Origin of the sequence: Qipengyuania sp. (genome assembly GCF_965277845.1) — a bacterium.
GTDB lineage: Bacteria > Pseudomonadota > Alphaproteobacteria > Sphingomonadales > Sphingomonadaceae > Qipengyuania.
Genome location: NZ_OZ255844.1, coordinates 2,655,470 through 2,668,006, shown reverse-complemented (window position 1 = coordinate 2,668,006; position 12,537 = coordinate 2,655,470). Strand labels below are relative to the sequence as shown.

The following is a 12,537-nucleotide window of genomic DNA, read 5'->3' as shown; positions in this document are numbered from 1 at the left end:
GCGCGATACATGGCCGTGCGAACAGGGCGGGGCAAGGCCATTGTCCAGCGTTTCAATCTTCGGGCAGGAACTCGCCGGTTTCTTCGTCGAGTGAGTAGAGCACGCCTTCGTAGATCGAGAAATGCGCGCCGCGCAGCTTGAGGTCGCCCGCCTGCTCCTTCTCGGCAAGCCACGGGAAAGTCCGCAGATTGGCAAGACTCTGTCGGATTGCGGCGAATTCCATCGCCATTTCCGCTTTGCGACCGCTGGTGCCATACTTGCGGGCCACCGGCTCGCGCACCCCGGACAGCAGGTTGATCCAGTTGGCCACGAAGCCGCCTTCACCCGGAGCTGCACTCGAGAAATCCTGTGTAAGCGCCGCCTTGCACCCGCCGCAGCGTCCGTGGCCCATGACGACGATCTGCTTCACTTCAAGCATCTGCACCGCGAATTCGACTGCGGCGGAGACGCCATGCAGGCCCGGCGTCGTCTCGAACGGCGGAACGAGCGCCGCGACATTGCGCACGACAAAGATATCGCCGGGATCGACGTCGAAGATCTGCGCGGGATCGACACGGCTGTCCGAACAGCCGATCACCATCAGCTTCGGGTGCTGGCCCTCCATCGCAGTTTCTTCGAACCGAGCGCGCTGGCGCGGATATGTGTGTTCGCGAAAGCGCTGATACCCCTTCAGCAGCTCGGCATATTCAGGCATCAGAATCGCTCGCCACGGATCACCTGAACGTCCCACATCGACAAGAGCAAGCCATGGCTGGTGAGGATGGGGGCGATGTCCTCGGCCAAGGCCATCGCTTTGTCTTCCGGCGCGATGGTCAGGACGAGGACCTTGTCCGTCCCCATCACCCGCTCCTCGCGCCAGTGGCCGTCGCGGCCCTTGCCCGATTGCACCGGCGTAATCGTCCAACCCGTAATATCGGCACGGTCGATCGCGTCGGTCACGCGGCGTACCAGAGCTACGTCGGAGAGGATTTCGATCCGCTTGCGGATTACCGTTTCGATCATGGGACGAGACCTCCCTGGCCGGCGATCATCGATGCGAAGGCGCTGATCAAGCCGATATTGACGAGTACGTTGAAGGGGAAGGTGATGCTCAGAGACATCGTCAGATAGATGCCCGGATCCGCTTCGGGCAGGGCAAGCCGCATAGCGGCCGGGACGGCAATGTAGCTGGCGCTGGCGCACAGCACGCCCAGCGCGGCGGCCGAGCCGACGTCCAGTCCCACAACGGTGCCCAGGATCGTACCCACCGCGCCGTTCACCAGCGGCAGGAAGATCGCGATCGCGCCGAGGCGCCAGGTCACGGCGCGCGAATCCATCATCCTGCGGGCGGCAATCAGGCCCATGTCGAGCAGGAAGATGCACAATACGCCCTTGAAGCCCGCCTCGAAGAAGGGGCTGACATCGGCAAAGCCATCGGTTCCCCCGATGAGTCCGATCGCGAAGGCACCGAGCAACAGCACCACCGAGGAGTTGAAGAACACCTCATGCAGCATCTCGCGCATGCTCTGGCCGTTCTCGGCGCCGAAGCCGCGCGCCAGCAGCAGTCCGGCAAGGATCGCGGGGCTTTCCATGGTGGCCATCACCGCCACCATGTAGCCCGCCGAAGGCTTGCCCTGGAATTCGAGGATTTCGACTGCGGTGACGAAGGTCACGACGCTGATCGAGCCGTAATGGGCGGCAACGGCACCGGCGTTGATCCGGTCCAACCGTCCGAAACCGCGGATCAGCCAGAACGCGAAAATCGGAAGAATGAAGCCGGCGGCGATGCCGGCTACCAGCGCGATGACGACGGTTACGCTGAACCCTGATTCGGATACCGCTACCCCGCCTTTCAGGCCGATCGCGGCCATCAGGTAGAGCGACATGCCCTTGGCGATGGCTTCGGGAATGGCAAGGTCGGATCGGGCAAGGGCTGCCAGAATGCCGAGCACGAAAAACAGAACCACGGGCGAGGTGAAGGTCTGTAGCGTTGTCGCGTCCATGGCGGGGCCGTAGCGCGGGGTCACGGGCCCGGCAAGAGCGGTGCGAATAGCTATGCCGCTTGCCCGCGGGCGGGTGGCCCCCTAGATGGGCCTCGACATGAACGATCTCTCCTCTGCACCCCGACCCGATGGCGAACGCCCCAAGATGCAGCGCAAGCCCGACTGGATCCGCGTCAAGGCTCCGGTCAGCAAGGGCTATCAGGAAACGCGCAAGCTGATGCGCGAGCTGAACCTGCACACCGTGTGCGAGGAAGCCGCCTGCCCCAATATCGGCGAATGCTGGACAAAGAAGCACGCCACGGTGATGATCCTCGGCGACACCTGCACGCGCGCCTGCCGGTTCTGCAACATCAAGACGGGCATGCCGATGCCGGTCGATCCGCTCGAACCCGAACACACCGCTGCCGCCGCGGCCGCGATGGGCCTCGAACATATCGTCATCACCAGCGTAGACCGCGACGATCTGCCCGATCGCGGAGCGGGACAGTTCGTCAAGGTCATCAACGCCCTGCGCCGCGAAACACCTGACACGACGATCGAAATACTGACCCCCGACTTCAAGGGCCGGATGAAGCAGTCGATCGCCGAGATCTGCAAAGCGGGGCCGGACGTCTTCAACCACAATCTCGAGACGGTGCCGCGGCTCTACCCGACGATCCGCCCGGGCGCACGCTACTATGCCTCGCTGCGCCTGCTCGAAGAGGTGAAGGTGCACAACCCGCTGATCTTCACCAAGTCGGGCATCATGCTCGGCCTTGGGGAAGGCCGGCTCGAAGTGCATCAGGTGATGGACGACATGCGCAGCGCCGACATCGATTTCATTACGATGGGCCAGTATCTCCAACCGACACCCAAACATGCCAAGGTCGAGGATTTCGTCACGCCGAAACAGTTCGCCGCCTATGGGTCGATCGCCCGGGCCAAGGGGTTTCTGCAGGTCGCTTCGAGCCCGCTGACGCGTTCGAGCTACCACGCGGGCGACGATTTCGCCGAGATGCGTGCCGCCCGAGAAGCGAAGCTGGCCAAGCAAGGCGCCTGATGCCCGGAATTCGCGAGAAGCGCCGCCTACCCTATAGCCAGGAGCAGATGTTCGACCTGGTTGCCGATGTTGGCAACTATTCAAAGTTCCTGCCCTGGGTGATCGCCACGCGGGTGAAAACCGATAGCGAGACGGAAATGATCGCCGACATGCTGGTCGGCTTCAAGGCGATTCGCGAGAAATTCACCTCGCGCGTTCTCAAGAACCGTCCCGAGCATATCGAGGTGATCTATGTCGACGGGCCGCTAAAGGACCTCGACAACAACTGGACCTTTTCTCCGACCGAAGACGGCGGATGCGAAGTCGATTTCTGCGTCGACTTCACCTTCCGCAATGCGGTGTTCGAAGCGCTGGCGGGGCAATATTTCGACCGCGCCTTCCGCAAGATGGTTCAGGCCTTCGAGGACCGCGCGGACGAGCTTTACGGGCGCGAGAACGCGGCAGCCAACCTCTAGGGCAGCAATAGCTCCAGCGCGCAAATCGTCGCCTTGCGGCGAATGTCGGCGCGCGTAGTCGGGTCGAAGAGTTTGAGTTCACCTTCCGGTTCGCCGTCTTCACCCCGCACGACGCGCGCGAAGACAACCGTTCCGACAGGCTTGAGGTCGGTTCCTCCTCCTGGGCCGGCTACCCCGCTGATCGCCACTGCGACATCTGCGTTGCTCTTTTCGAGGGCGCCCTTTGCCATGGCCCAGGCGCAGGCAATCGATACCGCGCCGAAAGTCTCGATGATCTCCAGCGAAACATCGAGGCATTCCATCTTGGATTCGTTCGAATAGGTCACGAAGCCGCGGTCCAGCACCGCAGAAGACCCTGCAATCTCGGTCAGTGCGGCGGCTACCAGACCGCCGGTGCAGCTTTCGGCCAGCACGACCTTGCGCCCGGCGGCGGTGTTCTCTTCGACCACGCGTTTCGCCAGCGCATCGATATCTTCGGGGAGGAGGGCTTCGAGGGGCATGGTGTTCCTCAATTGCTCAGGACGGTAGCGATCGCCTGCGCCGCGATCCCCTCGCCGCGCCCGGTGAAACCAAGGCGCTCGGTAGTGGTGGCCTTTACCGATATCGCTCCGATGTCAACGGCGAGCAGTTCGGCGATACGCCTGCGCATGGCGTCGCGGTGGGGGCCGATCTTCGGTGCCTCGCAAATGATCGTGAGGTCGATATTGCCGACACGATAGCCAGCGTCGCGGACCAGACTGGCGGCGTGGCGCACGAACCGGTCGCTGCTCGCACCCTTCCATTGCGGGTCGTTGGGCGGGAAATGGCTGCCGATGTCACCATCGGCAATCGCACCGAGAAGTGCATCGACGATGGCGTGGAGCGCAACATCCGCATCGCTGTGCCCGGCAAGGCCGCGATCGTGTTCGATACGCACGCCGCCCAACCACAGCTCCTCTCCTTCGGCCAGGCGGTGGACATCGAAACCCATTCCTGTCCGCACGGCAGGCAATTCGGTCATGAAATCCTCCGCATATGTCAGTTTGGCGAGGCGTTCGTCGCCGGGGACATGCACGACAGAGCCACCCGCCGCGCACAGCACCTGCGCATCGTCGCCCGCGCCAGCGTCGCCCTGCCAGGCGGCATGGGCGGCGAAAATGTCGTCAAACCGGAACGCCTGCGGTGTTTGGACCCGGCGCAGGCTCTCGCGCTCTGCAGAGCCCGTCATCACGCCGTCGGTGTCGATCGACAGGCTGTCGACCACCGGCAGGACGGGTATGGCTCCCGGATGATCGGAAAGAGCGGCGAGCAGGCGTGCGATCACCTCGCGCGGCAGGTCCGGCCGGGCGGCATCGTGAATGAGGACCCGCTCAGCCCTCCCAACCGCTTCGAGCGCGCGGGCAACGGATTGCTGCCTGGTCGTTCCACCGATCACGAGATCATAGCCGTCGAGGCCTACCAAGACTTGCTGCGCGGCCTCTTCACCGTTTTCGGGAATGGCGACGACCAGTGGGCTGGCACCCGCCGCCAGCAGGGTTTCGACCGAATGCCGCACGACCGGTTTCCCGCGCCATGGCGCGAACTGCTTGGGCAGCGGCTGCCCGGCGCGCAGGCCTTGCCCGGCAGCGACCACGATTGCGGCGAAGGAGGGGAGGGGACTCGTGTCCTGCATACGAAAGCTGCGCGCTAGCCGCTTGCCGTTTTCGCTGCAACGCACTATGTGCCTGCCCAATATTTAGGCAATGAAACCCAGCATGACCACGCATCCCCTTCCTCCGGCGCCGCCGAAGCCGATCCTCGTCGGCGACGTGTCGATCGACACGCCGGTCGTGCTCGCGCCCATGACGGGTGTGACCGACCTGCCGTTCCGCAAGCTCGTGCGCCGCTACGGCTCGGGGCTCAACGTCACCGAGATGATTGCCAGCGAGGCCGCTATCCGCGAGACGCGGCAGAGCATCCAGAAGGCGGCGTGGGATGCGACCGAAGAACCGGTCTCGATGCAGCTCGTCGGCTGCGATCCCGTGAGCATGGCCGAGGCGGCCAAGCTGCAGGAAGGCAATGGCGCCGCGATCATCGACATCAATTTCGGCTGCCCGGTCCGCAAAGTCGTCGGCCAGCTCGCCGGTTCCGCGCTGATGCGCGAGGTCCCGCTCGCGACCAGACTCATGGAAGCGACCGTCAAGGCAGTCGACGTGCCCGTCACGGTAAAGATGCGCATGGGCTGGGATCATGCCGATCTCAACGCCCCCGAACTCGCGCGAATTGCCGAGGACCTCGGGGTCAAGATGATCACGGTCCACGGCCGCACGCGCAACCAGATGTACAAGGGGCATGCCGACTGGGCCTTCATCCGCAAGGTCAAGGAAGCGGTATCGATCCCGGTCATTGCCAACGGCGACATCTGCACGGTCGACGATGCTGCAAAGGCGCTCGATCAGTCCGGTGCCGACGGCATCATGATCGGCCGCGGCGCCTATGGAAAACCGTGGCTCTTGGGTCAGGTCATGCATTGGTGGCGCACGGGCGAAGTGCTCGAAAGCCCGAGCTTCGACGAGCAGTACGAGACGCTGGTCGAGCATTATACAATGATGCTCGACCATTATGGCGAGGGAGTCGGAGCCAAGATCGCGCGCAAGCATCTGGGCTGGTACACCAAGGGAATGCACGGTTCCGCCGAGTTCAGAAATCTCGTCAACTTCATCGACGATCCTACCAAGGTTCTTGAGGAAATCGAACGCTTCTACGAACCGTTCCTCCGGCGCCGGGCCGCGTGAGCTCGCCTGTCGGCGCACCCGACGCGCGGGCCCAGATCGCCGCGCTGATCTTCGCCGTCCTGCTGCTCGACGAGGACGACCGGATCGTCGAAGCGAACCACGCGGCGGAAGAAATGCTAGGCCGCAGCGCTCGCAAGTTGTGCGAAAAGCGGATTTGGGACGTGGTGGGGATTTCCGACCAGCGTCTGAGCGACAAGCTTTCGACCTCCGACTCGCAAGTCATAGCGCGCGGTGTCACGATAGCGACGTCGATCGGAGACCGCCGGGTGAACATCAGCAGTTCGCCGATGCACGGCGCTGCGGGATGGCGGGTCGTCACGCTCTCCGATGCCGGCCAGCAGGACAATGACGAGGACGAGACCGAGCGGGTCGAGCTCCGCGCGCCTGCCGTCCTAGCGCACGAAATCAAGAACCCGCTATCCGCCATTCGTGGGGCCAGCCAGCTGCTGACCCGGCGGGCGGCCGGCAAGGACAAGCCGCTCGCACGGATGATTTCGGCCGAAGTGGACCGCATCGCGGGGCTGATCGATCGCATGCAGCAGCTGGGAGCAAAGCCGGTCGAGATCACCGGCCCCTGCAACCTCCACCAAGCGATCCGCAACGCTATGGCCACTGTGAGGGCAGGGCGCAGCGAGCCCTGCGAGCTGGTCGAGGAGTTCGACCCCTCGCTCCCGCCCGTGGCCGCCGACCAGGGTGCGCTCGAGCAGGTACTCATCAACCTGATCGCCAATGCTTGCGATGCGAGCAAGGATCGGGACCAGCCCGTCATCGTTCGAACTCGCTTCGTCAGCGGTCTCGTGTTCAACACCATCCGCCTGGGAAAGGCGACGCGCCTGCCCATTGAAATCACTGTTACCGATAGCGGTCCGGGGATCGATCCGGCGTTGCGCGACCATGTCTTCGAACCCTTCGTTTCGAGCAAGCCGCACGGCCAGGGTCTGGGCCTCGCCCTCGTCCGCAAGCTCTTGCGCGACATGGGTGGTCGCATCTCGCACGAGCGCGACGATCGTGCGGAGCTAACGCATTTCCGCATTAACCTGCCGGTCGTGGGTTAGGGGATAACGATGACGCACTCAGTTCTGCTGGTCGAGGACGACAAGGGCATTGCCACGGTCATTACCGAGGCCCTGCGCGAGGAAGGCTTCGACGTAACGACTTGCGAAAGCCTCGCCAAACGCGACGCCTTGCTCGCCGAACACCGATTCGACGTCATTCTCACCGATGTTATGCTCGAGGATGGTGACGGACTTGCCTCGATCCATACCGTCCGCGCTCTCGCGCCCGATGTCCCGGTAATCGTCCTGTCCGCGCAGAACACACTCGATACGGCGGTCCGCGCCAGCGACAGCGATGCCTTCGAATACTTCCCCAAGCCGTTCGATCTCGATGAATTGACACAGGCGGTTGCGCAGGCGGTCGCCAGCCGACCTGCCCCGGAGAATGTGGGCGAGGGTGAGGACAGCGCCTTGCCCCTGATCGGGCGGAGCCCGGCGATGCAGGGCGTATTCCGCATGATCACCCGTGTGCTGCGCAACGACCTTACGGTGTTGATTACCGGGGAAAGCGGCACCGGCAAGGAACTCGTCGCCGAAGCGATCCACGAGCTCGGCGCACGCAAGACCGGTCCGTTCGTCGCAGTCAATATGGCGGCCATCCCGCACGAATTGCTCGAAAGCGAATTGTTCGGACACGAACGCGGCGCCTTCACCGGCGCTATAGGCCAGCAGATTGGCAAGTTCGAACAGGCCAATGGCGGGACACTGTTTCTGGACGAGATCGGCGACATGCCGGCCGAGGCGCAAACTCGGCTATTGCGCGCTCTGCAATCGGGCACCATCCGCCGGGTCGGCGGGCGACAGGAAATCGGGGTCGACGTCCGCATCGTCGCAGCAACCAATCGCGACCTTGCACCGATGATTGCGGATGGCCGGTTCCGCGAAGATCTCTATTATCGCCTCAATGTGGTGCCGATCCACCTGCCTCCCCTGCGCGAGCGCCGCGAGGATATCGCCGCGCTGGTGCGGCATTTCCTCGGCCAGGCGTCGGATGAGGGCTTGCCTGCCCGGGTGGCGAGTGCCGATGCCATTGCAGCGCTCACCGCGCGCGAATGGCGGGGAAATGTGCGCGAATTGCGCAATGCTGTGTTCCGTCTCGCATTGATGGCACGCGAAGATACGATCGACAAAGGCGCGGTCGACGATATCCTTCCGCCTACCAAACCCCGCGACGAAGGGGACGACAGGGTCGGCCTCGAATCAGCCGTGGAAGCGTGGATCGAGAGCGCCCGCCCGGCCGATGGCGCATTGTATCACGCCGCACTGGCAGCCTTCGAAAAGCCGCTCTTCGAACTCGCTCTCGAACGCACCGAGGGCAATCAGCTGCGTGCAGCGCGGCTTCTGGGCATAAATCGCAACACGCTGCGCAAGAGGCTCTCGGAACTGGACATCGCGCCGGAAGCATTCGCGCGTAGGCGTTAGTCGCTGCGCTGCGGCTGGCGCGGACCTCCGTTTGTCGATTTTATACTTGCAAATGTGCAACAGGGCAGTTGTAAGCGCGCCACGATGGCGACGAGCGTAGCAGGAACGAGGCGGCAGACGCCGCGCTGGTGGCGCAGGTTCGTCGTGACGGCGCGGCGGCAGAACATCTTCGCCTATATCGAAGCGCTGGCTGCCATTGCCTTCCTCGTGATGGTGGCGAGCACCTGGGCTACCTTCACCAACGCCCCACCCAACGGCGCTCTGCTGCCTTCGCGACAAGTCGCGGGCCTGCTCATCGGCACGCTCGTTCCGGCGATGGCGCTGCTCGTCCTCGCAGGTCGCCGCATAGCATTGCGCCGCGCCGCGGGGAGCACGGCGCGGCTGCATGTCAGGCTGGTGTTTTTCTTCTCGATGATTGCGGCCGTGCCGACGCTTTTGGTGGCGGGATTTGCAGCCTTCCTGTTCCAGTCCGGCGTCGATTTCTGGTTCTCCGACGATTCGCGCGGGCTGATGGAGAATGCAAACCAACTTGCCGAGGGCTATTACGAGGAGAACCAGCTCGATCTGGCCAACGAAACCATCTCGATGGCGATGGACATGCGCGCGATTCTCGGTCGGGTACAAGTGACCGATCCGAATTTCGCGCTGGTATACCAGTACCAGGCCGAACCGCGCGATGTCATCGAGAGCGCCATCCTGCAGGCAATGCCCGACGCGACGATGCGCACCGCTGTCGTTTATGGCCTCAACGAGGAGAGCGACCCACGGGCCTTCGCGCAGGATTCGCTGGCGCAGCTTTCGGGCGGGGCGCAAGTAGCGGTGCGTGGCAGTCCCGAACGGATCGAGGCGGTCGCGCCGATCGACCGCGAGGCCGGGATATACCTATACACCGCACGCAACGCCGAGGCGGGCACCTTTCGCAGCTGGCAATCGGCGCGTTCTATCTCGACCGCCTATGATGAATTGACCAAGCGCGCTCGCGCGCTGCAGCTACGCTTCAATCTCGCGCTATTTTTTGTATCGCTGGCCCTGGTCGGACTGGCTGTATGGTTCGCGCTGCGGTTTGCCGACCGTCAGGTGGAACCCCTGACAGACCTCGTCGCAGCCGCAGACAAGGTGGGCGCGGGTAACTTTGCACTACGGGTCGAGGGGCGCACTGGTGCGGATGAAATCGGCCTGCTCAACCGGGCCTTCAACCGGATGACCGCACAGCTCGAAAAGCAGACCGATGCGCTTCTGTCCGCGAATACTGAGCTAGAGGAGCGCCGCAGCTTCATCGAAGCGGTGCTGGAATCGGTCAGTGCGGGCGTGATCTCGGTCGACAGCGATCTTAACATCCTTTTGATGAACGCCCCGGCGCAATCCATGCTCGGCCAGGACACGGATGTGAAAAGCCCGCCGGGTACGCTCGACGAATTGGCGCCTCAGATCGGTGCCATGGTAAAGGCGGGGCTGACGCAGGGCGTCGTATCGCACAACCGTAGCGGCGAATTGCTGACACTCGCGGTGAAGATCGGCCGCGAAAGTGACGGGCACGTGATCACTTTCGAAGATATCACGCGCCAGTTGCTCGACCAGCGGCAGGCCGCCTGGTCCGATGTCGCGCGGCGTATCGCACACGAAATCAAGAACCCGCTGACTCCGATCCAGCTCGCCACAGAACGTCTCAAGCGTCGCTATCGCAAGCAAATCGAAAGCGATGGCGAACTGTTCGACGAATTGACGAGCACGATCGTGCGACAGGTTGGCGATCTGCGTAAGATGGTGGACGAGTTTTCCAGCTTCGCACGGCTTCCGAAGCCAAGCTTTCGGCCCGAGGATGCGCTCGACCTGGTGCGCCAGTCGCTGTTCCTCCAAGAGGTTGCACATCCGGAAATCGACTACCGGCTCATCGCGCCCGATGGCGGCCCCATTCGCATCCAATGCGACCGGCATCAACTCGGCCAGGCACTAACCAATACGTTGAAAAATGCCTACGAGGCGATCGAAACGAAGGCGCAGTCCGCGGATGTTGACTATCGCGGGAAGATCCTGGTCGAGGTCCAATCCGACGATGAGGCACTGGCCGTATCGGTACAGGACAACGGAATCGGCTTGCCACAGGACCGAGAAAACATCCTCGATCCCTATGTCACCACGCGCGAGAAGGGCACGGGACTGGGCCTCGCGATCGTCAACAAGATCGTCGAGGAACATGGCGGCGAAATGACATTCACCTCGGTCGATACCGGGGGCACGCGCGTGACGATGCGGTTTGCGCGCGACCCGCTCGCCAGCGTTGGCGATGCGCAGGCAAGCATGAGAAGAGAAGGATAGGGACGCATGGCGCTGGATATTCTGATCGTCGACGACGAACGCGACATCCGCGAACTGGTCGCCGGAGTGCTGAGCGACGAAGGCTATGAATGCCGCACCGCCGGTGACAGTACGTCGGCCCTCGATGCGGTCGACGAAAAGCGGCCGAGCCTCGTCTTGCTCGACGTCTGGTTGCACGGCAGCCCGATGGACGGGCTCGAGGTGCTCGACGCGATCAAGGTACGCGAACCGGACCTGCCGGTGATCATATTTTCCGGTCACGGCAATATCGATACCGCGGTCAGCGCAGTCAGCCGCGGAGCTGTCGACTTCATCGAAAAGCCATTCGAAGCCGAGCGCTTGCTCCACCTCGTGGAACGCGCGACCGAGACCGAGCGCCTGCGCCGCGAGAACACGCGTCTGCGCGAAAACCTTGTTCAGGGAGACGAGTTCACGGGGAATTCCGCGGTCATCAACGCGGTTAGGGCGACGCTCAAGAGGGTTGCCGGCACTGGCAGTCGGGTTCTCGTAACCGGCCCGGCGGGAGCCGGTAAGGAAGTCGCCGCGCGCCTGCTGCACAGCTGGAGCCATCGGGCGGACAAGGCCTTCGTGATCGTGAACTCGGCCCGCATCACGCCCGAACGTTTCGAAGAGGAGCTGTTCGGAGAAGAAGCCGAAGGAAAGCTGGTTCGGCCGGGCCTGCTCGAGACGGCGGATGGGGGCACCCTTTTTCTCGATGAAGTGGCGGACATGCCGCTTTCCACCCAGGCGCGCATCCTGCGGGTGTTGACCGAACAGAGTTTCGTCCGTGTTGGCGGCACGCGTCAGATCGGCGTCGATGTTCGGGTAGTTTCGTCCACGTCGCGCGACCTTGCGACGGAGATGGAGGAAAAGCGCTTTCGCGAGGATCTCTTCTATCGCCTCAACGTGGTCCCGGTGGAGGTTCCATCACTCGCCGAGCGACGCGACGATATACCCTCGCTCGCCGACAGCTTCTTCGCCCGCTATGCGACCGAGCAGGGTTTGCGTCCGCCCACGATCAGCGAGGAGGCGATGGCGGCGCTTCAAGCCTATGACTGGCCGGGTAATGTGCGCCAGCTGCGCAATGTGGTCGAACGCACCATCATCCTGACGCCGCGCGAAAACCTCGAGCAGATCGAGGTCGACATGCTGCCCGAAGAGGTGCTGGGCGGGAAGGCCGGAGGAAACGGCGGTGTCGGAGCGATGATGGGCGCCCCGCTACGCGAAGCGCGCGAGAATTTCGAGCGCGAGTATCTTACCGTGCAGATCCGCAGGTTCTCGGGAAACATTTCCAAAACCGCGAATTTCATCGGCATGGAACGATCGGCGCTGCATCGCAAACTCAAGCTGCTCGGCATGGTCGAACGCAAAGGTGCCGATCGCAAGAACTGATGCGCACGGCCCAAGTTGCGCGTTCTCTGACACAATCAGGAATACGTTGCGCCATTTGAGATTATCTTCCACGATACCTATGTTCCTACCGATTGGCGAACACACTCGGGCGTGGTGGGCGCC

Annotated in this window: 12 protein-coding genes; 7 read left to right on the top strand and 5 right to left on the bottom strand. The window is 63.0% G+C overall.

What is annotated here, in order from left to right:
• Positions 1-52: 52 nt before the first annotated feature.
• Genes ACQY4G_RS13055 through ACQY4G_RS13045 form a run of 3 tightly spaced genes read right to left on the bottom strand, consistent with a single transcriptional unit; the run spans position 53 to position 1,982 of the window.
• Entirely contained in the window at positions 53-694 is a 642-nt protein-coding gene (locus tag ACQY4G_RS13055) for a carbonic anhydrase (RefSeq protein WP_421991462.1), read from the bottom strand.
• Positions 694-1,002 carry a P-II family nitrogen regulator gene (locus ACQY4G_RS13050; protein ID WP_067689112.1) on the bottom strand — a complete coding sequence of 103 codons (309 nt, stop codon included), beginning with the start codon at positions 1,000-1,002 and terminating at the stop codon, positions 694-696. The genes ACQY4G_RS13055 and ACQY4G_RS13050 overlap by 1 nt, the downstream gene beginning before the upstream one ends.
• On the bottom strand, positions 999-1,982 hold the full coding sequence (locus ACQY4G_RS13045; RefSeq protein ID WP_291171126.1) for a sodium-dependent bicarbonate transport family permease: 984 nt from the start codon (positions 1,980-1,982) through the stop codon (positions 999-1,001). Before ACQY4G_RS13045 ends, ACQY4G_RS13050 begins: the two co-directional genes overlap by 4 nt.
• A 97-nt stretch (positions 1,983-2,079) precedes the next feature.
• Here ACQY4G_RS13045 and lipA point away from each other — a divergent pair, with 97 nt between their 5' ends.
• Together lipA and ACQY4G_RS13035 are read left to right on the top strand one after the other, a co-directional pair.
• On the top strand, positions 2,080-3,021 hold the full coding sequence (lipA, locus tag ACQY4G_RS13040) for a lipoyl synthase (RefSeq protein ID WP_421991460.1): 942 nt from the start codon (positions 2,080-2,082) through the stop codon (positions 3,019-3,021).
• On the top strand, positions 3,021-3,476 hold the full coding sequence (locus ACQY4G_RS13035) for a type II toxin-antitoxin system RatA family toxin (RefSeq protein WP_067689106.1): 456 nt from the start codon (positions 3,021-3,023) through the stop codon (positions 3,474-3,476). Before lipA ends, ACQY4G_RS13035 begins: the two co-directional genes overlap by 1 nt.
• Here the strand turns inward: ACQY4G_RS13035 and ACQY4G_RS13030 are convergent.
• Both ACQY4G_RS13030 and ACQY4G_RS13025 read right to left on the bottom strand, forming a co-directional pair.
• A complete protein-coding gene (locus ACQY4G_RS13030; RefSeq protein WP_291171122.1) occupies positions 3,473-3,976 on the bottom strand; it encodes a CinA family protein in 504 nt (167 codons plus the stop codon). The two genes, ACQY4G_RS13035 and ACQY4G_RS13030, sit on opposite strands and share 4 nt — an antisense overlap.
• Before the next feature lie 8 nt (positions 3,977-3,984).
• Positions 3,985-5,127: a bifunctional 2-C-methyl-D-erythritol 4-phosphate cytidylyltransferase/2-C-methyl-D-erythritol 2,4-cyclodiphosphate synthase gene (locus tag ACQY4G_RS13025; RefSeq protein WP_421991458.1), complete on the bottom strand. Its 1,143-nt coding sequence runs from the start codon at positions 5,125-5,127 to the stop codon at positions 3,985-3,987.
• 82 nt (positions 5,128-5,209) lie between these two features.
• On the opposite strand from ACQY4G_RS13025, the gene dusB reads away from it, so the two are divergent.
• The 5 genes from dusB (at position 5,210) to ACQY4G_RS13000 (ending at position 12,414) form a co-directional block, all read left to right on the top strand.
• Positions 5,210-6,229, top strand: a complete 1,020-nt coding sequence (dusB, locus tag ACQY4G_RS13020) for a tRNA dihydrouridine synthase DusB (RefSeq protein ID WP_421991456.1) — start codon at positions 5,210-5,212, stop codon at positions 6,227-6,229.
• Entirely contained in the window at positions 6,226-7,284 is a 1,059-nt protein-coding gene (locus ACQY4G_RS13015; protein ID WP_421991454.1) for a two-component system sensor histidine kinase NtrB, read from the top strand. Before dusB ends, ACQY4G_RS13015 begins: the two co-directional genes overlap by 4 nt.
• A 9-nt stretch (positions 7,285-7,293) precedes the next feature.
• Entirely contained in the window at positions 7,294-8,706 is a 1,413-nt protein-coding gene (gene ntrC, locus ACQY4G_RS13010; RefSeq protein WP_421991452.1) for a nitrogen regulation protein NR(I), read from the top strand.
• Between the two features lie 84 nt (positions 8,707-8,790).
• Entirely contained in the window at positions 8,791-11,022 is a 2,232-nt protein-coding gene (locus ACQY4G_RS13005) for a sensor histidine kinase (protein WP_421991450.1), read from the top strand.
• 6 nt (positions 11,023-11,028) lie between these two features.
• The gene (locus ACQY4G_RS13000) at positions 11,029-12,414 is read left to right on the top strand and encodes a sigma-54-dependent transcriptional regulator (protein WP_067689082.1); all 1,386 of its coding nucleotides are present in this window, start codon (positions 11,029-11,031) and stop codon (positions 12,412-12,414) included.
• Positions 12,415-12,537 lie beyond the last annotated feature (123 nt).

What these genes read in the sequence shown, in the direction of transcription:
- ACQY4G_RS13055 (WP_421991462.1), bottom strand. Translation starts at nt 694, where the DNA reads ATGCCTGAATATGCCGAGCTGCTGAAGGGGTATCAGCGCTTTCGCGAA.
- ACQY4G_RS13050 (WP_067689112.1), bottom strand. Translation starts at nt 1,002, where the DNA reads ATGATCGAAACGGTAATCCGCAAGCGGATCGAAATCCTCTCCGACGTA.
- ACQY4G_RS13045 (WP_291171126.1), bottom strand. Translation starts at nt 1,982, where the DNA reads ATGGACGCGACAACGCTACAGACCTTCACCTCGCCCGTGGTTCTGTTT.
- lipA (WP_421991460.1), top strand. Translation starts at nt 2,080, where the DNA reads ATGAACGATCTCTCCTCTGCACCCCGACCCGATGGCGAACGCCCCAAG.
- ACQY4G_RS13035 (WP_067689106.1), top strand. Translation starts at nt 3,021, where the DNA reads ATGCCCGGAATTCGCGAGAAGCGCCGCCTACCCTATAGCCAGGAGCAG.
- ACQY4G_RS13030 (WP_291171122.1), bottom strand. Translation starts at nt 3,976, where the DNA reads ATGCCCCTCGAAGCCCTCCTCCCCGAAGATATCGATGCGCTGGCGAAA.
- ACQY4G_RS13025 (WP_421991458.1), bottom strand. Translation starts at nt 5,127, where the DNA reads ATGCAGGACACGAGTCCCCTCCCCTCCTTCGCCGCAATCGTGGTCGCT.
- dusB (WP_421991456.1), top strand. Translation starts at nt 5,210, where the DNA reads ATGACCACGCATCCCCTTCCTCCGGCGCCGCCGAAGCCGATCCTCGTC.
- ntrC (WP_421991452.1), top strand. Translation starts at nt 7,294, where the DNA reads ATGACGCACTCAGTTCTGCTGGTCGAGGACGACAAGGGCATTGCCACG.
- ACQY4G_RS13005 (WP_421991450.1), top strand. Translation starts at nt 8,791, where the DNA reads ATGGCGACGAGCGTAGCAGGAACGAGGCGGCAGACGCCGCGCTGGTGG.
- ACQY4G_RS13000 (WP_067689082.1), top strand. Translation starts at nt 11,029, where the DNA reads ATGGCGCTGGATATTCTGATCGTCGACGACGAACGCGACATCCGCGAA.